Genomic DNA, 19,231 nt, shown 5'->3' on the forward strand with positions numbered 1-19,231 from the left:
CAGCGGCCGACATGCACCGCCGACCTGTCGGTCGAGCTGCGTCCCCGGACGGCGGCAGCCCCTAAGATGACCCACGTCATACTTTCTGCGTGAAGGAGCATCCCATGGGCGCCATCGTCGGCGGCATCATCCTGTTCGTGCTCGGAGCCATCTCCCGCTTCGCCCTCGAGTTCGACCTGCCGGGCGTGGACTCCACGATGCTCGGCACCATCCTGATGGTCGCCGGGGCGGTGCTCTTCGTCGTGGGCCTGCTGCTCTCACTGCGCTCGCGCAAGACCGTGGTCAACACCCAGAGCGCACCGGGGCACACGGTCTCGGAGCGTCGGGATCCCCCGCCCACCGTCTGACCGTCCTGTCTGACCGTTCCGCTGTCCTGTCTGACCGTCCCGTCTGACCGTTCCGTCTGACCCTCACCCCTCGTCCGACCAGAGGCGGCGCCCCGATCCGGGGTGCCGCCTCTGTCTGTCGTTGTCGGTGTTGGCGCAGGGACGGAACCGGCCAGGGGAAGGACAAGGGACCGACGGCGCGCACCTGAATGTCCACCGTCAGCCCGGGGGGATGAGGCGGCGGAGGGGCCCGGACACGGGATACGCTGGATGCCACGACCGCCCGGAGCCGCACGACGCGACGTGCCGACCGGCCTCGAGGCGCGTGACGTGCACAGCGAACGGAGAGATATGGCTGACCTGGACGTGACCCGTGCGGATGCGGTGCTGATCGGTGGAGGCATCGCCAGCGCGACCCTCGCCGCGATGCTCACCGAGCTCGAGCCGAGCTGGAACATCGTGGTCCTCGAACGGCTCCACGAGCTGGGTGCGGAGTCGAGCGACGCCTGGAACAACGCCGGCACCGGCCACAGCGCGCTCTGCGAGCTGAACTACACGCCGCAGGACGTCGACGGCTCCGTCAGCCCTGCCAAGGCGATCTCCATCAACGAGCAGTTCCAGGTCTCGAGGCAGTTCTGGGCGCATCTGGTGGAGAACGACCGCATCGGTGATCCGGCCAAGTTCATCCACACCGTCCCCCACATGAGCTTCGTGCATGGCATGGAGAACGTGGACTACCTGCGCCGTCGACATGAGGCGCTCGCCGCGAACCCGCTGTTCGACCGCATGGAGTTCACCACCGAGCACGCTCAGCTGGCCCAGTGGGCACCGCTGGTCTCCGAGGGCCGACCGGTCACCGAGACCATCGCGGCCACCCGTTCCGCCGACGGCACCGATGTCGACTTCGGGGCCCTGACCCGCCAGATGCTCGACTTCGCCTCCCGCACCGGCACCACGGTCTCGACCGGTTCCGAGGTAGTCGATCTGCGCCGCATGGGTGAGGACTGGGGCGTGATGGTCCGCTCCACCAAGGACGACTCGATCCGGGTGGTGCGCGCGCCGTTCGTCTTCGTCGGCGCCGGCGGCTACGCGCTGCCGCTGCTGCAGAAGTCGGGGATCGACGAGATCCGCGGCTTCGGCGGCTTCCCGATCTCCGGCCAGTGGCTGCGCTGCACCGATCCCGAGGTCATCGCCCGTCACGACGCGAAGGTCTACGGCAAGGCGGCGGTGGGTGCACCGCCGATGAGCGTCCCGCACCTCGACACCCGCTTCGTCGATGGAAAGCGTGCCCTGATGTTCGGCCCTTACGCCGGCTGGTCACCGAAGTTCCTCAAGACCGGCAGCTACACCGACCTCTTCGAGTCGATGAAGCCCTCGAACATCACCCAGATGATGGCGGTGGCTCCCCCGAACCTCGACCTCATGGTCTACCTCGGCTCGCAGCTCGCCGCCACCCACCACCAGCGCTTCGAAGCCCTGCGCGAATACATGCCCGCCGCGCACGAGGGCGACTGGGAGGAGATCACCGCCGGCCAGCGCGTCCAGGTGATCGCCCCTGACAGGGCCAAGCACGGCGTGCTGCAGTTCGGCACCCAGCTGATCACCGCAGCCGACGGCTCGATCGGCGGCATGCTCGGCGCCTCCCCCGGCGCTTCGACGGCCACCAGCATCATGCTGGGCCTGCTCGAGAAGATGTTCCCGCAGCGCATCGAGGCCTGGCGTCCCACGCTCACCCAGATGGTCCCGAGCTGGGGCCGATCGCTCTCCGAGGATGCTGACGAGGCGCACCGCACGCTCTCGCGCACCGCCGAGTCGCTGGGGCTGAGCCACGCCTGACCTCTCACCGGCGCGGCCGCTCCCCTGCAGGGCGCGGCCTCGTCCCCGAGCGCACGACTGAGGAAGAAGGACCACGGATGCGCATCTCGCTGATGACCACCTGCCTGGTGGATGTGATGGCGCCGGACGTCGCCCGGGCGACGGTCACGCTGTTGGAGCGGCTAGGGCACCAGGTGGTGTTCGACAAGCGCCAGACCTGCTGCGGCCAGATGCACACCAACTCCGGCTACTACACGGAGGCGGCCCCGGTGGTGCGGTCCTTCGTCGACACCTTCGAGCCTGCACTGGACACGGTCGACGCGATCGTGATGCCGTCCGGTTCCTGCGTCGGCTGCGTGCGCGACCAGCATCAGCTGGTCGCTCGGCATGAGGGCGACAGCGAGCTGGAGGAACGTGCCGCGGCGGTCTCGGCGAAGACGTACGAGCTCTCCGAGCTGCTGGTGGACGTGCTCAAGGTGACCGACGTCGGCGCATATTTCCCGCACTCGGTGACCTACCACCCCACCTGCCACTCGATGCGGTTCCTGAAGGTGGGCGCGCGTCCGCTCAAGCTGCTGCGGGCGGTGGACGGCATCGAGGTGAAGAACCTTCCCGAGTCCGATACCTGCTGCGGGTTCGGCGGCACCTTCTCCGTGAAGAACGACGCGACCAGCGATGCGATGGTGACCGACAAGGCCGCCAACGTGGTGCGCAGCGGTGCGGACTTCGTGGTCGCCGGCGATGCCTCGTGCCTGATGAACATCGGTGGCAAGCTGCGCCGCACCGGCGCCGCGCCGAAGTCGATCCACCTGGCGCAGATCCTCGCCTCGACCAAGGAGGACCCCTTCGTCCCCTCGGAGACCATCCTCGGGAGATCCGCATGAGTTCTACGAGCACAGTCCACCTCGGGATCCCCCAGGTCCGCCCTCAGCACGCCTCCCCCAGCTCGACCCTGCGGGGCGAGCGCGGCTTCCCGGAGGCCGCACGGGACGAGCTCGCGAATCCCACGCTCCGAGAGAACCTGCGCCGGGCCACCTCGACGATCCAGTCCAAGCGTGCGTCAGCAGTCCGTGAGGTGCGGGACTGGCAGAAGCTCCGCAACGCCGGCAGCGCCTTGAAGTGGCAGGTCACAGATCATCTTCCCGAGCTTCTCGAGCAGCTCGAATCCTCCGTGACCGCAGCCGGCGGCGTGGTCCACTGGGCCCGCGATGCCGAGGAGGCCGGAGAGATAGTCACCGCCCTGGCCCTCGAGCGCGGCGCGCGGGAGGTGCTGAAGGTCAAGTCGATGGCGACCCAGGAGATCGGACTGAACGAGGCGCTCGCCCACGCCGGGATCAGGGCGATCGAATCCGATCTCGCCGAGCTGATCGTTCAGCTGGCCGATGACACGCCCAGCCACATCCTGGTGCCTGCGATCCATCGCAACCGTGCGGAGATCCGGGAGATCTTCCTGGCCTCGATGCCGGACCTCGATGAGTCGATCACCGATGAGCCGGCTGAGCTCGCTGAGGCGGCACGTCGTTTCCTGCGGGAGAAGTTCCTGGACATGCCCGGCTCGGTGGCGATATCCGGGGCGAACTTCGCTATCGCGGAGACCGGCACCCTGGTGGTCGTCGAATCCGAGGGGAACGGCCGCATGTGCCTCACGCTCCCGAAGACGCTCATCTCCGTGGTGGGGATCGAGAAGATCGTGCCGACCTTCGAGGACCTCGAGGTCTTCCTGCAGCTGCTGCCCCGCTCCTCCACCGGGGAGCGCATGAACCCGTACACCACGATGTTCACCGGGGTCCATGACGGGGACGGGCCCGAGGAGTTCCATCTGGTGCTGCTGGACAACGGCCGCTCCGCGGTCCTCGAGGACCCCGAAGGCCGCAGCGCACTGCACTGCATCCGATGCTCGGCCTGCCTGAACGTGTGCCCGGTCTATGTCCGTGCCGGCGGCCACGCCTACGGCTCGACCTATCCGGGCCCGATCGGGGCGATCCTCTCCCCCCAGATGACAGGGATGAGCGGGGACGACGATCCCAACTCGACGCTCCCCTATGCCTCGAGCCTGTGCGGCGCCTGCTACGACGTGTGTCCGGTGAAGATCAACATCCCGGAGATCCTGGTCCACCTGCGGGCGAAGGACGTCGACCGCCGCCGGGAGACCCGTGGAGACTTCCACGGCACGTGGGACATGGCACTGAAGGGAGCAGGCAAGCTCATGTCCTCTCCCCGCGCCTACGACCTCGCGGTGCGCTCCGCCGGTCCCCTGACCTCTGTGCTGGGTGGGAAGAACATCGGCAAGCTCCCTGGTGTGCTCCCGCTGATACCCGGCTGGACCGATCACCGTGACCTGCCCAAGCCCGGCACTTCCTTCCGCTCCTGGTGGGACCAGCACGAGAAGGAGCGCGCAGCGGCCGACGGCGCCGCTGACCCCGTTGGCCCCGAGAGCGCCACTGGCACTGGCACTGGCACTGGCACTGGCACTGGCGAGGCCGCCACGGCGCCACCCGCCGGTCCCGACGCCGCGCCGGACAGCGAGGAGCAGGCATGACCGAGTGGACCGATGCCCGCCCGCAGCGCACCCCGGGGATGAGTGCGAAGGACGAGATCCTCGCCCGACTCCGGACCGCACTGGACGCCCCGCGCCGCGACGAGATCACCGAGGCCGCCGACGTGCCGCGCAGCTATCAGCGGGCCGACGACAAGCAGGAGCTGCGCACAGCACCCGAGAAGGTCCGCGGGGTGCTGGTCCAGCGTCTGGAGGACTACACCGCGGTCGTCCACCGGACCACCCCGTCCGAGGCGCCTGCAGCGGTCGCCGCCGCCCTCGGGGCCGCCCGCACCGTGGTCGTCCCCTCCGGTCTTCCCGATGCGTGGACGACGGCGGTGGAGGCGGAGCTGATCGTCGACGACGGCAGCGCCGACCCGCACCAGCTGGATGCGATCGATGCCGTGCTGACCGGCTGCCACACCGCGATCGCGCTCACCGGCACCATCGTGCTGCGAGGCGACGAGCGGGGCGGCCGCCGCGCGATCTCGCTGGTGCCGGACCATCACGTGATCGTGGTGGACGCCGACCAGGTGGTGCTCGGCGTCCCGAAGGCGATCCAACGCATGGGCGAGGATCCCCGTGCCGCCTGGACCATGATCTCGGGACCCAGCGCCACCAGCGACATCGAGCTGGAACGGGTCGAAGGCGTGCATGGACCGCGCCGCCTCGACGTCGTGCTCATCGAGCCCGCACCGGACCCGACGCCCGAAAGCGAGCCCGAGATCCAGCCCGTGACCCAGCCCGCGACCGACCAGGAGAACACCCGATGAACGATTCCATCCCCACCGAAGGCCTCGAGCTGTCCGTCGGCGACGGCCTTCGTGACCGTGGCGAGCTGTTCACCATCGCGGCCGGGGCATATCGCGCCGAGGTCTCCGCAGTGGGGGCCATCCTCGAGTCGCTCACCCTCAGCGGCCGAGATCTGCTGGTCCGCAATCCCGAGACCGGGCCGATGAAGTTCTACCGCGGCGCGATCGTGGCCCCCTGGCCCAATCGGATCGGGGACGGCCTCTACACCTGGGACGGACAGGAGATCCAGACCCCGCTGACCGAGCCCGAACGGGGCAATGCTCTGCATGGGCTGGTGTCCTTCCAGAGGTTCACCCCGGCGACCGTCTCCGACGACGAGCTGGTGATGATCACGGAGCTGTTCCCCTCTCCTGGCTATCCCTTCCATCTGCTGCTGACGGTGCACTACGCGCTGGACCCTCAGGAGGGCCTGAGCACGACGGTGACCGCCCGCAACCTCGGCGCGCTGGACGCTCCCTATGGGGTCTGCCCGCATCCGTACCTGGTCGCCGGCCCGGAACCGCTCGATGAGTGGTCCCTGGAGTTCGACGCCGGCACCGTGCTCACCGTCACCGAGGATCGGCTCCTGCCCACCGGCACTGCAGCGATCGCGCCCGGGTCGGATTTCGACTTCCGCAGTGCGAAGGTGATCGGCTCGCTGTTCATCGACCATGCCTTCACCGACCTCGGCCGAGATCCGCAGGGACGGCTCACGATCACCGTCAGCGCCCCGGGCGGCACCGGTGTCGAACTCTCCGCAGGTCCGGAGCTGCCGTGGTTGCAGGTGCACACCGGAGACCGACCGGAGCCCGAGAACAATCGGCTCGGACTCGCTGTGGAACCGATGACCTGTCCCCCGGATGCCTTCCGCAGCGGCACGGACGTGGTGCGCCTGAGCCCCGGGGCGGAGCACGCGGCAGCCTGGACCCTGCGCGGCTGGTGAGCGGACCCGCGGAGCACACCCTGCGGCTACGGCGCGAGCCGAGCAGACCGGCGGGTGGCTCCGCGGCATCAGCGCCACAGCATCAGTTCCGCTACGGTGCGGTCGGTGTCGAAATTCTGGTTGACTGTTAAGTATGTTCATCTAACATAGTGGGCATGGTCACAGACGACCCCCCGGCGGCACTGCTGCGAGTCACCCACCTGGTCAAGCACTTCCCCGGCGCGAAAGCGCTCGACGGCGTGGACTTCGACGTCCGTGCGGGCGAGGTGCACTGCCTGCTCGGCCAGAACGGCGCGGGCAAGTCCACGCTCATCAAAGTCCTCGCCGGCGCTCACCAACCCGATGCCGGGCACATCCATTGGCAGGATGAGGCCGTGACGATCGCGTCGCCCACCAAGGCGCTCGACCTCGGCATCGCCACCATGTACCAGGAGCTCGATGTCGTCGACGGCCTGACGGTCGCGGAGAACATCTACCTCGGCCATGAGCTGTCCCACGGTGGAATCCTGCGGCATGCCGAGACCCGCGCCCGCACCCGCGACCTCCTTCGCCGCCTCGGCCACCCGGAGATCCGGCCGTCCCAGGACGTGGGCAGCCTGTCCGCAGCCGGCAAGCAGATCGTCTCCATGGCGCGCGCCCTGTCCCATGACGCCAAGGTGATCGTCATGGACGAGCCTTCTGCGGTGCTCGACCCGGAAGAGGTGGACAACCTCTTCCAGGTGGTCGAGTCGCTCACTGCCGAGGGCCTCGCCGTCATCTACATCTCCCACCGGTTGGAGGAGATCAGGCGCATCGGCGACCGGATCACCGTGCTCAAAGACGGCAGGACCGTCGCCACCGGGCTCGCCGTCGCCGACACCCCGACCGGGGATCTCATCGAGATGATGACGGGCCGCCGGGTCGAGAGCGACTTCGGCGGCGCCGGCGTCGACGAGTTCGGCGACGTGGTGCTGGAGGTCGAAGGGCTGGCGCTCGCGGGAGTGTTCGAGAACGTGAGCTTCGAGGTCCGCTCCGGGCAGATCCTCGGCCTGGCCGGCCTGGTCGGCGCCGGGCGCTCCGAGATCCTCGAGACGCTCTACGGCGCACGACCGGCAGCCGCGGGCACCGTCAGGGTCGCTGGGCGACCGATGCGCACCGGTTCTGTCACTCGCGCCGTCCGCCGTGGCATCGGACTGGCCCCCGAGGAGCGCAAGAGCCAGGGCCTGCTGCTGGATGAACCGATCTATCGCAACATCACCCTCTCCACGTTCGCCCGGTTCGCACGCGGCGGCTTCCTCGACGAGAGTGCTGAGCGTCGGGCCGCCGTGGATCAGATCTCTGCGCTGCACCTCGCGCCGGAGGATCCGGATCGCTCGATCCGGACCCTCTCCGGAGGCAATCAGCAGAAGGCGATGCTGGGCCGCTGGCTGGTGCACGGATGCAGGGTGCTGCTGCTCGATGAGCCGACCCGCGGGGTCGACGTCGGCGCACGCGCCGAGATCTACGCACTGATCCGGCGCCTGGCGCGACAGGGCACCGCCGTCGTCATGGTCTCGAGCGAGATCGATGAGGTCCTCGGCCTCGCAGATCAGGTCCTCGTCATCGCGGACGGTGCCGTCGTGCACGACGGCCCTGCCGCGCAGATCGATGAGCACGGGGTGCTCGACCTCGTCATGGAAGGAACCGCACATGAGTGATCAGGCATCGCGCAGCGATGGAGGGGCAGCGCCGGACAGCAGCTCCCTGCCCCCGACCTCCCGCACGCTGCGGCCTGCGCCAGATCCTGGAGGGCGGGGCGTACGTGCCCGCCTCGGAGGTGGCACCGGACTGGGCCGCAGCCTCGGACTCGTCGTCGCGCTGCTGCTGATCTGTCTCGTGGGCGCCCTGACCAGCGGCGACCGGTTCCTCGATGTCGACAACGTCCTCACCATCGTGCGGGGGGCGGCGGTCATCGGCGTGGTGAGCATCGGCATGACCTTCGTCATCACCGCCGGCGGCATCGACCTGTCTGTCGGCTCGGTGCTGGGCCTCGCGAGCGTCTGGGCGACCACACTCGCCACCCAGGCCATGGCAGAGGACGTGCACTGGCTCGTGATGGTCTTCACCGCAGTCGCGGTCGGCACTGCCGCAGGCATCGTCAACGGAATCGTCGTCTCCTACGGCAAGGTCGTCTCCTTCATCGCCACCTTCGCCATGCTGATCGCCGCCCGCGGCCTCGCCGAGATCATCTCCGGTCGTGGAACCCAGCTGGTCACGAACGACGGCTTCGACGACTTCTTCGGCGGCAGCCTCCTCGGTGTGCCGACCATCGTGTGGATGTTCCTCATCGTCGCGGCAGTCGGCTGGGTGGTGCTGAACCGGACCACCTTCGGCCGCCGGACGGTCGCTGTCGGCGGCAATGCGGAGGCCGCGCGTCTGGCGGGGATCAACATCAGGCGGCACACCGTCTACGTCTTCGCGCTCAGCGGCTTCACCACCGGCCTCGCAGCCGTGATGATGCTCGGGCGCACAGGTGCCGGCAGCTCGACCAACGGGACGCTGTACGAACTCGATGCGATCGCGGCCGTCGTCGTCGGCGGCACCCTCCTCATCGGTGGGCGCGGCACGATCGTCGGCACGGTGATCGGGGTGCTCATCTTCCAGACCCTGACCAACGTCTTCGTGCTGAACAACCTCTCCACCTCGGTGCAGGCGCTGGTGCAGGGCGCGATCATCGTGATCGCGGTCCTCCTCCAGCAGCGATTCGTCGTCCGCGCCAGATCGACCTGAGCCTGCCATCCCAGGCCCCTGATCCCCACTCCGATCCCGATCCCCACTTCAACGCCCACTCCGACGCCCAACCCGCCGCATTTTCGGCCTCTCCCTGCCCGCCACTCCCCCACCACCCCAAGGAGAATCCCCCATGACCGCATCAATGACGTTGCGTCGCCGTGCCACAGCCGTCTTCGCCGTGCTCGCCTCAGCAGCACTGCTCGCCTCGTGCACGGGCAACACCCCGGAGAGCACCGGCGGCGGAGCCGGCGGCAACGAATCAAATGCCGGCAGCAGCAATGACGAGACCGGAGAGACCATCACCATCGGCTTCTCCGCCCCGGCCGCCGACCACGGCTGGATGGCGGCGATGAGCACCCTCACGCAAGAGCTGGCCGCTGAGTACGACGACGTCGAGCTGTTGGTCGCCGAGGGCACGAACGACGTCAACCTGCAGATCAGCCAGATCGAGACCTTCATCAACAATGACGAGGTGGACGCTATCGTCGTGGTCCCCTTCGATGGCGCCGCGCTGACCGGCGTCGCACTGCAGGCGATGGATGCCGGGATCCCCGTCGTCAACGTCGACCGTGAATTCTCCGACCCCAACGCCGCACGTGTGACCGTGATGGGGGACAACTACGGGATGGGCCACAACGCCGGCGAGTACATCTGCGAGCGGGTGGGCGATGATCCCGACGCTGTGATCGCCGAGATCACCGGCATCTCCTCCCTGCCCCTGACCGCGGAGCGCACCCAGGGATTCGAGGATGCGCTCGGCGAATGCGGCCAAGATGTCGACAACCGCGTCGACGCGGACTTCACCGTCCAGGGCGGGGAATCTGCGACCGCCAACCTGCTGCAGGCCGCGCCCGAGATCGACGCCGTCTGGAACCACGACGACGACCAGGGTGTGGGGGTGCTGGCCGCCATCGAGAACGCCGGCCGTGACGAGTTCTTCATGGTCGGCGGTGCCGGCTCGGCGAACATGATGCGTCACATCCAGGACGGTGACTCGGTCGTCGAGGCCACCGTGGTCTACCCCTCCAGCCAGGCAGCCAACGGTGTCGCGCTGGCGCGGCTGCTCGTCCAGGGCAAGTCGCTCTCGGATCTCGTCGAGAACGAGGTCCCCCGCCAGGTCCAGCTCTTCGCCCCGGTGGTGACCAAGGAGAACGTCGACCAGTACATCGACTCGGCCTTCGAGTCCTGAGGCCTGAGGCCTGAGGCCTGAGGCCTCGTAGCGTGAAGGCCCGCCACCGATGGGTGGCGGGCCTTCATGCTGCTGAGGGGCTCTGCGGTCGCTCACCGCGCCCGCGGAGAAGCAGGGATCACTCCCCGTGCGCCTCTTCGTACGCCGTGCGGATGGTGCCGGAGATGCGGCCGCGGTCCGGGACCTCGTAGCCGGCCTCACGGGCCCACTCGCGGATCCGCGCGGAATCGTTCGAGCCGCTGCGCGCGGAGGAGGTGCCACGAGCGCGGCGGCCGCCAACACGGCGCGCCTTCTCCGTCCAGCTGCTGAGCTCCTCGCGGAGCTTCTTCGCGTTGTCCTCGGAGAGGTCGATCTCGTAGGCGACGCCATCCAGGGCGAAGCTCACCGTCTCATCGGCCTTATCGCCGGTGAGATCGTCGATGAGCTCCACGTACGTCTTCCGTGCCATAGGGGTTCTCCCTCGTTGCTGTGACTTCATACTTCTGCGCAAACTCTGGTGAGTTCGCCGTCAGCACCAAGTATCCAGTTCGGCGACGCAGATATCAATATCATTCAGATTTTCAATCAGGCGGAGTGATTCGGTTCATCCCTATCGTGGCGCTCACGATATTCTCGCTCGACCTGACGTTCGATCTCACGCTCACTGCGATCTGCCCGCATAATCGCTCGAATCGTGAACCAGAACAGCAGGCCCACGCCTATCGATGGGAGCAGCGCCCCGGCCTCAAACCAGAATCCCGAGTCCATCTCAGGCCTCAGGCTTCACAAGGGGGAACAGGATGGTCTCGCGGATCCCGAGGCCGGTCAGGGCCATCAGCAGGCGATCCACGCCCATGCCCATGCCGCCGGTCGGCGGCAGCGCGTACTCCATCGCCTCGAGGAAGTCCTCGTCCAGGCGCATCGCCTCGTCATCGCCCTGGGCCGCCAGCTCTGCCTGCTGAGCGAAGCGCTCGCGCTGGATGACGGGATCCACCAGCTCCGAATAGCCGGTGCCCAGCTCGAATCCGCGCACGTAGAGATCCCACTTCTCGACCACGCCCGGCTGCGAGCGGTGCGCGCGCACCAGGGGGCTGGTCTCGACCGGGAAGTCCCGCACGAAGGTCGGCTCGTACAGGTGATCTCCGACCTGGTGCTCGAACAGCTCCTCGACCAGCTTTCCGTGGCCGTACTTCGGGTGATCCAAGTCCAGATCCAGGGAACGTGCGATCTCGCGCAGACGCTCCGGGGTGGTCTCGGGAGTGATCTCCACGCCGAGGGATTCCGAGAGCGATCCGTAGACCGTGATCTGCGCCCATTCCCCGGAGAAGTCGTATTCAGACCCGTCGATGAGGGTCACGGTCTGCGAACCGGTCGCACGCTCAGCAGCTTCTTGGACAAGTGTCCGGGTGAGGTCGCCGATGGTGTCGTAATCCCCGTACGCCTGATAGGCCTCGAGCATCGCGAACTCCGGAGAATGCGTGGAATCAGCACCCTCGTTACGGAAATTGCGGTTGATCTCGAAGACCCGCTCGAGACCACCCACCGCAGCGCGCTTGAGGTAGAGCTCGGGAGCGATCCGCAGATACAGGTCGAGATCGAAGGCGTTCATGTGGGTCACGAACGGTCGTGCCGCCGCGCCCGAGGGGATCACCTGCAGCATCGGGGTCTCGATCTCGACGTAGTCGCGATCGTGGAAGGAGGTGCGCAGGGAGTGCATGACCTCGGCGCGCTGACGCACGGTGTCACGGGCCTCCTGCCGCACGATGAGGTCGACGTAGCGGTGCCGCACCCGGGATTCCTCGGACAGTCCGGCGTGGAGCACCGGGAGCGGGCGCACTGCCTTGGCCGCCATCTGCCACGACTCGGCGAAGATGCTCAGCTCGCCGCGCCGGGATGCGCCGACCCGGCCCTGGAAGAACACATGATCGCCGAGGTCGACATCGGCTTTGAGATCCGCCAGTCGCTGCTCGCCGATGACGGCCTGCGAGGCCATGATCTGCAGGCGCTCTCCGGCACCATCCTGGAGGGTGATGAAGGCCAGCTTGCCGGTGTTGCGCTGGAAGACGACGCGCCCGGCGACGCCCGCCACGTCCTGGGTCTCCTCGCCGGCGGCGAGGTGGCCGTACTGCGCGCGCACCTCGGCGATGGTGGTGGTCACCGGCACCGAGACGGGGTAGGCCTCCTCCCCGCGCGCCAGCAGGCGCTCCCGCTTGGACTTGCGGACCGCGACCTGGTCGGAGGTGTCCGTCGTCTCGAGGGCAGGGGAATTCTCGCTCATGACGGTGATTGTCTCATCACTGCCGCTGGGAATGCCCGCTGGATCAGGGGGCTGTCGCCACTGCCACAGCTGCATCGAGCAACCGGGTGCCCTCGACGCGCCCCGCGAGGACCACCAGGACCTCACCGCGATGGTCCTGACCGACCTGCTCGAGGGTGCCGGGGTCGAGGGCGAGCGCATAGTCCCACTCGATCTCGGCCCGGTCCACGGCCTGCGCGAGAGCGGCCCTGATCCCCGCGACCGAAGGCGCAGCCGCGAGTGCAGCGGAGATCGTGCGCGAGAGCGCGAGCGCCTGGTCCCGGCCCTCCGGGCTGAGGTAGGCGTTGCGGCTGGAACGGGCCAGTCCCGTCGGCTCGCGCTGGATCTCGACCGGCTCGATCCGCACCGGGAGGTCCAGATCAGCGACCAGCCGCTGGATGATGGCCAGCTGTTGGGCGTCCTTCCGCCCGAACACGCTCAGATCGGGAGCGGTGAGCTGCAGCAGCTTGGCCACCACCGTCACCACCCCGTCGAAGTGTCCCGGGCGCGCAGCGCCTTCGAGGATCGTGCCTGCCCGCCCTGCGGTCACGGAGACGGTGGGTGGCAGCACCGGGTACATCTCCTGGACCGAGGGGGCGAAGACCACGTCGACCAGCCCGTCGACGAGGGCGAGGTCCGCATCGAGGTCGCGCGGGTACGCCTCGAAATCCTCGCCCGGGCCGAACTGGAGGGGGTTGACGAAGTCGGTGAGGATCACGTGATCGGCGAGCCCCCGAGCGCGCTGGACCAGCGCCAGGTGCCCGGCGTGCAGGGAACCCATCGTGAAGACCGCCGCGACGGTCCCCGTCATCGCTGCGCGGTGCTCGCGCAGCTCTGCCTTGGTGCTGATGAGCGTGGTGGCACGGCGCTGGTCCGCACCATGCTGCGGCTCGCGGGAGCCAGAGTCCAGGGTCATGAATCGTCCTTCAGCGGCGGATGGTCCTCGAGCAGGTCCCGGATCAGCGCCCGGGTGCCCTCCGGGAGTCTCGCACGGCGCAGGGCCGCGAGTGCGAGGGCACGGTAGGTGGCGGAGGTGTCCCCGGGATCGCCCGGGGCCCCGGTGGCGTCCAGGTCACGCAGTGCCCCGAGGTGGGCGGTGACGGTGCCCGCGTCCCCGCGCATCACGGGTCCGGTCAGCGCCTTGTCCCCGTGACGCAGAGATTCGTCGAGCGCTGCCTCGAGCAGCGGCCGCAGGTACGCTCCCGGATCCTCGATCCCCAGCCGTGACAGTGCGTCACGGGACTGGTCCACCAGCACCACCAGATGATTCGCGGCGTGGGCCAGGGCTGCGTGGTAGAGGGGGCGATCCCCCTCCGCGACCACGACCGCGTCTCCGCCGAGCTCGACCGCCAGCGCGGCCGCGATCGGCAGCAGCTCAGGCGTGGCGGTGATTCCCATCGGGCAGCCGATCAGCCGGGCGAGATCGGCCTGGGTGCCGGTGAACGTCATCGCCGGGTGGAGGGCCAGGGTCGCGCAGCCGGCCTGGGCGAGCGGCGCCAGCACTTCGATGCCGTAGCGGCCCGAGGTGTGCATCACGAGCTGGCCGCCCGGCACCATCCCGGTCGCTGCGATGCCTGCGGCCAGAGGGGCCAGTTGGTCGTCCGGCACAGCCAGGATCAGCATCTCGCTGCGTTCGACCAGGGCCGGCACATCCAGCAGCGGCACTCCGGGCAGGAGCTGCCGAGCTCTCTCGCGGGAGTCGTCGGAGACGGCGTAGGCGCCGGTGATCGCATGGCCCTCGGCCCGCAGCGCGGCGCCGAGGACCGCACCCACCCGGCCGGCCCCGATCACACCGATGCCCAGGCGGGGCGGCATCATCGCTCCCCCTCGAGCTCCACCGGACGGGGCGGCTGCCCGGCAGGTCCGGCGAAGCTCAGGGCGGGCTGCGGCCAGTGCTGGCGGTCCCGGTAGCGGCGCAGCGTGGCCGCATCGCGCGAGAGCACGCTGTGGAGTCCGAGCACCTCGGCGCGGGGCAGGTTGCTCACGGTCACCGTCTCTCCGGCGATCCCCACCTGCAGATCGAGGACCCCGATCTTCCGGTTCAGAGGGCCGTCGTCGACGGAGAGCTGTTGGATGCGCTCGCGGGGAACGATCTCGACGTGCCTGGTCAGCAGTCCCCCACGTTTCACGAGAGCACCGGGCAGCAGCACGGTCACCTCGGTACGACGGGCGATCCAGTACGGCCGTACCTGCGTGCGGAACCCGTCGATCTCGCGTGCCGGGGCGGTGAGCAGGTGCTCGATGTAGGCCTCGTCATCCGCGGTGCCGAGCGGCACGGCGAGGTGGCCGAGGGTGGCACGCAGCTCCTCATGAGTGCCGACGGGAAGCACGTTCTCGGCGCCGTTCTCGCTGTCGTCATCGATGCCGGCGACGGTGGCGGTGGCGGCGGTCCAGCCGGGACCGCGCCAGAGCAGCGGGCGGCGCAGCTCGATGCGCTGGATCCGACCGGAGGCGATGTTGTCGGTGCGCGTGTTGGCCAGGCCCCGTCGCATCCGGAGCCCGCGGTCGGTGAACCGGGAGACGAATCCCCATCCGGATTCGATGCGGCCGAAGATGTACTTCGGGACGGCGATCGCGGCGGGCGCCAGGGCGATGAACATCGCGATGTTGATCCCGTCCTGCCAGATCGCGAGCGCGACGGCGACGGCCACGCCGATGAGGCTCATCACCACGCCGATGAGGAAGCCGATGTCCCGCGCCAGGGAGCGGATGAGCCGTTCGGTGGGCACCTGCGCGATCAGCTCACCGTCGGTGACCCCGTCGACCAGGAGCTGCTCGAGCCGTCCGGAGGCGCCGTCGGTGCTCTCGTTCTGCGGGTGCAGGTCGGCAGTACCTGCAGTTCCCGTTCCCTCGTATCGGTCGGCGCCGTCCGTGGCAGGTTCGCCCACTGTCTCCGGCGCGGAACGCTCGGCGATGCCGAGGATCCCTCGTCGGAGGTCCTCCGCCGCGGTGGACTTCACGTACTCGATGTCGAGATAGGACTCGCCGCCTCCGGCGACCTCGACGCGCACCTTCGCCAGTCCCAGCAGCCGGGCCAGCAGCGGGCGTTCGACGGAGACTGACTCGATCCGGGCCCGGGGTGCGTACTCGCGGGAGCGGCTGATCATGCCGGTGTGCAGCGAGACGCCGTCCTCATCGACCGCGTAGGTGGTGAACCACCAGCTGAGGGTCGAGAACGCGATCGCGATGATCGCAGCGGCCAGCAGCACGCCGACCCCGATGAGAGCGCGACGGATCGTGAACTCGTCGAGCAGCTGGGCGATGTTCTGCGCCGCGATCACCGCGATCACGCCGACCACGATCTTCCAGCCAGTCACCAGCGGGGTGATCGGGTGGGTGCGGTGACGCGGGGTCGAGGGATCCGGCTCGGTCGCGGCCTGGTGATCAGCCGCGTTCAGCAGTCCGCTGTCTGCGGGTGCCGGGCTGGCCGGAGCGGGCGGACCGGTAGGACTGGCCGGGCTGGTGGGACCGCCCGGGTTGGTGGGATCGTCCGGGTTGGACCGGCTGGACGGGCTGGTCGCTGAGCTGCTCACAATGCCGCCATGAGATCGATGCCGCGGTCGGTGAGCAGGGAGCGCAGGCGCTCTGCCTCGGCCTTCGGCAGACCCGGCAACGTTTCGGTGCCTCCGCCCGCGGCCGTGGTGATCGTGAGCGTCGCGAGCCCGTAGCGCCGCTCCACCGGTCCCTCACCGATCTTCACGGACTGCACGCGGCCGTACGGGATCGTGTGGACGGAGCGGAACATGATGCCGCTGGCGATCGTCAGGTCCTCCTCATCGTCCAGGTACCCGATCGCCCGAACCCTGCGCGGGGTGAACAGCAGGCTCTGGACCATGATCAGCAGAGGCAGCAGGCCGCATGCCGCGATCCACCACCATCCCGTCAGCACCGTGCCCACGATCGCGGCGATGATCAGCACCAGCCAGATGGCGTACCCGATGCTCCCCGCCATGTAACGAGCGGGGATGAGCTTCAGCGAGACGGGGCGCAGAGCCTCGGCACCGAGCAGACCCGCAGGGTCGTCGGACAGCACGCGCCCGGACCCTGCGGGGGCACCGGCAGACGCCGCGGGGTCACCCGCAGACACAGTGGGGGCGCCGGCAGACGCCGCAGAGGTGCCGGCAGACGCCGCGGGCGCGTCAGCGGACGCCGCAGAGGTGCTGGTGGACGCCGCGGGAACGTCAGCGACCGGTGCGTAGAGGTGCTCGTGGGGGTCGTGAGCTGAGGTCATGGGCACCATCGTGTCATCCCGCGGCCACTCGCCGCGCCCACCGTGGGAGGAAGTTGATCCGTCGAAAGTCGACACGGACGGAGCGTCCACGTAGACGCAGGGCTCAGCTGCCAGCGCCTGCGCCTTCCGCTGAGCCCTCGCCGTCCTCCGGCGGCAGCTGGCCCCAGTGCTCGACGATCACGCCCAGCACGCCGAGCACGATCCCGGCGATCGCCGCGGCAGCAGTGGGCAGGACCCCCAGCAGCGGGTCGCCAGTCCCGGTCAGGAGCAGGAACAACGCCTGACCAGCGAAGATCCCCCCGACCACCGTGCCGGTGTATGCGCAGGCACGGGCCAGCAGCACCGTGCGATAGGCGGTGGGCAGATCGATCTGGTGGCGGCGAGGGGCGAAGCTGGGGTGCTCCTTGCGCTGCTGGCTCTCGAGCATGTAGCGACGCAGCGGCAGGCCGTGCACCAGCAGCACCGCCGCCAGCGCCAGCAGCACCAGCGTGGTCAGCCAGCCTGCGATCGGCAGCGAATGGCCACGGGAGGCGAAGGCCTCGAGCATCTGCGCCCCGAAACCCGCACCGATCACGAGGATCAGCACCAGGACCGGCACGTTCAACGGCTTCACGAGATTCCGAACCCCTCGACGACCGGCCCCGGTCGCAGTCCTCCCAGGTCCGCAGCACGGGCCAGCAGAGCGTCAACCGGTCCGTGCCCCGGCAGCTGCGCCTGCGGGCGGGCGGCGTGCCAGGGAGCGAGGACGAAGGCTCGCTCGTGGGCGCGTGGGTGCGGGACCGTCAGCTGCGCGTCCTCGCTCACCCAGTCGCCGTAGGTGATGACGTCCACGTCGAGAGTGCGCGGGCCCCAGCGCACCAGGCGTTCCCGATGAGCGGCATGCTCCGCACGGTGCGCCGCCTCGAGCAGCGCGAAGGGGCCCAGCACCGTGCGCACCCCGATCACCGAGTTCAGGAAGCTGCCCTGCTCCGCGGGCCCGCCGACGGGCGCGGTCTCCAGCACCGGCCCGGTCCAGGCCACGTCGATGCCGTCCGTCGCGGCCAGGTGGGCGAGCGCGCCCTGCAGGTGCTTCTCCCGCTCCCCCAGGTTGGTCCCCAGCGCCAGGACGGCCGAGATCGGCGGGGCGTCCCGCTCGATGCTCACGGTGACGGCGCCGACGGGCAGCCCGACGGGGGCGGATGGCTTATGAACTCGGACTCCGAGACGCCGTACCAGGGGATGTCCGGTGTCCGTCAGGATCCGTGTGGCGATCCGCTCTGCGAGCGTCTCGACCAGGTCGTAGGGGCCGCCGGTCATCTCCTCGTGCACCGCTGCCGCGACCTCGGCGTAGTTCACGGTGCGAGAGAGCGCGTCGGTGGCACCCGCGGGCGCGGTGTCGAGATGGAGCGTCACATCGACCTCGAACTGCTGGCCCAGGCGCTTCTCCTCCTCGAGCACCCCGTGGTGCGCCCAGGCTCTGATTCCAGCCACCTCGATGCGGTCCAGTCGCCCCGGGCCGGTGCCCGGCTGGACGGGCTGCGCCGTCATCGTCGGATGCTCCGACGCAGACGGTCGCCCACTGTCACTGCGGCGACCGAGGATTCGACGTCATGCACGCGTACCGCCCAGGCGCCGTGCTCCGCGCTGTAGGCGCTGATGGCAGCGGTCGCCAGGTCGCGATCCACTCCGAGCGCGCTGAGGAATCGTTTCCGGGACGCCCCGATGAGCAGCGGCAGTCCGTGGGAGCTCAGCGTCGGCCAGTCGGCCAGCACCTCCCAGTTCTGCTCTCCCGTCTTGGAGAAGCCCAGGCCCGGGTCGGCGACCAGGAAGCTGTCCTCCACCCCCGCCTCGCGCAGGGCGGCGAGCCGCTCGGCGAGCTCGGCCGCGCTGTCGCGCGCCACATCGCGGTAGACGGCGAGCTCGTTCATCACGTCGCTGTGCCCGCGCCAGTGCATCGCGATGAAGACCGGCGGGGTGCCCAGGCGGGTGCGGAGCCGGGCCACCTCGCGGCCCATGTCCACGTCGGCACGTCCGGCGGAGACGTCGTTGACGATCAGCGCCCCCTCCTCCACGCTCGCCGCCGCGACGGAGGCCCTCATGGTGTCGACGCTGACCACGACATCCTTCTCCGCGAGAGCTGCGACCACCGGGAGCACCCGGCGCAGCTCCTCGTCCTCGTCCACGCGCGGTGCGCCGGGACGGGTGGACTCCCCGCCGACATCCACGATCGCGGCGCCCTGGTCGACCAGTCGGAGGCCGTGGGCGATCGCGGCGGGCGCATCGTCGTGCGCGCCGCCGTCGGAGAACGAGTCCGGGGTGACGTTCAGGACGCCCATCACCAGGGTGTCGTCGATGTCCAGCCGCTCAGGCAGACCGGAGGGGCGGCGGGGCGTG

General features: G+C 69.1%; 18 protein-coding genes. 9 read left to right on the top strand and 9 right to left on the bottom strand.

The features are described 5' to 3' along the window. The first annotated feature begins 104 nt into the window (after nucleotides 1-104). From ACT3UF_RS15775 to ACT3UF_RS15815, 9 genes are all read left to right on the top strand, one after another. The gene (locus ACT3UF_RS15775) at nucleotides 105-347 is read left to right on the top strand and encodes a DUF6458 family protein (protein WP_441445457.1); all 243 of its coding nucleotides are present in this window, start codon (nucleotides 105-107) and stop codon (nucleotides 345-347) included. A gap of 330 nt (nucleotides 348-677) precedes the next feature. Beyond that, on the top strand, nucleotides 678-2,162 hold the full coding sequence (locus ACT3UF_RS15780; protein ID WP_442332121.1) for a malate:quinone oxidoreductase: 1,485 nt from the start codon (nucleotides 678-680) through the stop codon (nucleotides 2,160-2,162). A 77-nt stretch (nucleotides 2,163-2,239) separates the two neighbouring features. After that, on the top strand, nucleotides 2,240-3,025 hold the full coding sequence (locus tag ACT3UF_RS15785) for a (Fe-S)-binding protein (RefSeq protein WP_441445459.1): 786 nt from the start codon (nucleotides 2,240-2,242) through the stop codon (nucleotides 3,023-3,025). Next, nucleotides 3,022-4,680: a lactate utilization protein B gene (locus tag ACT3UF_RS15790; protein WP_442332120.1), complete on the top strand. Its 1,659-nt coding sequence runs from the start codon at nucleotides 3,022-3,024 to the stop codon at nucleotides 4,678-4,680. The genes ACT3UF_RS15785 and ACT3UF_RS15790 overlap by 4 nt, the downstream gene beginning before the upstream one ends. Continuing rightward, the gene (locus ACT3UF_RS15795) at nucleotides 4,677-5,450 is read left to right on the top strand and encodes a LutC/YkgG family protein (protein ID WP_442332119.1); all 774 of its coding nucleotides are present in this window, start codon (nucleotides 4,677-4,679) and stop codon (nucleotides 5,448-5,450) included. Before ACT3UF_RS15790 ends, ACT3UF_RS15795 begins: the two co-directional genes overlap by 4 nt. Then, nucleotides 5,447-6,412 carry an aldose 1-epimerase family protein gene (locus tag ACT3UF_RS15800; protein WP_444502573.1) on the top strand — a complete coding sequence of 322 codons (966 nt, stop codon included), beginning with the start codon at nucleotides 5,447-5,449 and terminating at the stop codon, nucleotides 6,410-6,412. Before ACT3UF_RS15795 ends, ACT3UF_RS15800 begins: the two co-directional genes overlap by 4 nt. 155 nt (nucleotides 6,413-6,567) lie before the next feature. Then, on the top strand, nucleotides 6,568-8,088 hold the full coding sequence (locus ACT3UF_RS15805) for a sugar ABC transporter ATP-binding protein (RefSeq protein ID WP_444608427.1): 1,521 nt from the start codon (nucleotides 6,568-6,570) through the stop codon (nucleotides 8,086-8,088). Further along, nucleotides 8,081-9,160 (top strand): ABC transporter permease, encoded by a 1,080-nt coding sequence (locus ACT3UF_RS15810; RefSeq protein ID WP_441445463.1) that lies wholly within the window; start codon nucleotides 8,081-8,083, stop codon nucleotides 9,158-9,160. The genes ACT3UF_RS15805 and ACT3UF_RS15810 overlap by 8 nt, the downstream gene beginning before the upstream one ends. A 133-nt stretch (nucleotides 9,161-9,293) precedes the next feature. Beyond that, nucleotides 9,294-10,352, top strand: coding sequence for a substrate-binding domain-containing protein (locus ACT3UF_RS15815; RefSeq protein WP_442332116.1), 1,059 nt, complete (start codon nucleotides 9,294-9,296; stop codon nucleotides 10,350-10,352). Nucleotides 10,353-10,470: 118 nt separating this feature from the next. Here ACT3UF_RS15815 and ACT3UF_RS15820 read toward each other — a convergent pair whose 3' ends face one another. The 9 genes from ACT3UF_RS15820 to folP all read right to left on the bottom strand — a co-directional run bounded on the left by ACT3UF_RS15820 (nucleotide 10,471) and on the right by folP (nucleotide 19,173). Further along, the gene (locus ACT3UF_RS15820) at nucleotides 10,471-10,800 is read right to left on the bottom strand and encodes a histone-like nucleoid-structuring protein Lsr2 (protein ID WP_441445465.1); all 330 of its coding nucleotides are present in this window, start codon (nucleotides 10,798-10,800) and stop codon (nucleotides 10,471-10,473) included. 300 nt (nucleotides 10,801-11,100) lie between these two features. Further along, nucleotides 11,101-12,609 carry a lysine--tRNA ligase gene (gene lysS / locus ACT3UF_RS15825; protein ID WP_441445466.1) on the bottom strand — a complete coding sequence of 503 codons (1,509 nt, stop codon included), beginning with the start codon at nucleotides 12,607-12,609 and terminating at the stop codon, nucleotides 11,101-11,103. 43 nt (nucleotides 12,610-12,652) lie between these two features. Next, entirely contained in the window at nucleotides 12,653-13,543 is an 891-nt protein-coding gene (gene panC / locus ACT3UF_RS15830) for a pantoate--beta-alanine ligase (protein ID WP_442332115.1), read from the bottom strand. Further along, the gene (locus ACT3UF_RS15835) at nucleotides 13,540-14,445 is read right to left on the bottom strand and encodes a Rossmann-like and DUF2520 domain-containing protein (protein ID WP_441445468.1); all 906 of its coding nucleotides are present in this window, start codon (nucleotides 14,443-14,445) and stop codon (nucleotides 13,540-13,542) included. The genes panC and ACT3UF_RS15835 overlap by 4 nt, the downstream gene beginning before the upstream one ends. Further along, on the bottom strand, nucleotides 14,442-16,160 hold the full coding sequence (locus tag ACT3UF_RS15840) for a PH domain-containing protein (protein ID WP_441445469.1): 1,719 nt from the start codon (nucleotides 16,158-16,160) through the stop codon (nucleotides 14,442-14,444). Before ACT3UF_RS15840 ends, ACT3UF_RS15835 begins: the two co-directional genes overlap by 4 nt. Then, complete coding sequence (locus ACT3UF_RS15845) at nucleotides 16,157-16,858, bottom strand: PH domain-containing protein (RefSeq protein ID WP_444502576.1); 702 nt, start codon at nucleotides 16,856-16,858, stop codon at nucleotides 16,157-16,159. Before ACT3UF_RS15845 ends, ACT3UF_RS15840 begins: the two co-directional genes overlap by 4 nt. A gap of 103 nt (nucleotides 16,859-16,961) precedes the next feature. Then, nucleotides 16,962-17,471 (bottom strand): DUF3180 domain-containing protein, encoded by a 510-nt coding sequence (locus ACT3UF_RS15850; RefSeq protein WP_441445471.1) that lies wholly within the window; start codon nucleotides 17,469-17,471, stop codon nucleotides 16,962-16,964. Beyond that, nucleotides 17,468-18,385 carry a 2-amino-4-hydroxy-6-hydroxymethyldihydropteridine diphosphokinase gene (gene folK, locus ACT3UF_RS15855; protein WP_442332113.1) on the bottom strand — a complete coding sequence of 306 codons (918 nt, stop codon included), beginning with the start codon at nucleotides 18,383-18,385 and terminating at the stop codon, nucleotides 17,468-17,470. The genes ACT3UF_RS15850 and folK overlap by 4 nt, the downstream gene beginning before the upstream one ends. Continuing rightward, entirely contained in the window at nucleotides 18,382-19,173 is a 792-nt protein-coding gene (gene folP, locus ACT3UF_RS15860) for a dihydropteroate synthase (RefSeq protein ID WP_441445482.1), read from the bottom strand. Before folP ends, folK begins: the two co-directional genes overlap by 4 nt. Nucleotides 19,174-19,231: the final 58 nt, after the last annotated feature.

This window comes from Brachybacterium sp. AOP24-D1-21 (genome assembly GCF_052378665.1).
In the GTDB taxonomy this organism is placed as follows: domain Bacteria; phylum Actinomycetota; class Actinomycetes; order Actinomycetales; family Dermabacteraceae; genus Brachybacterium.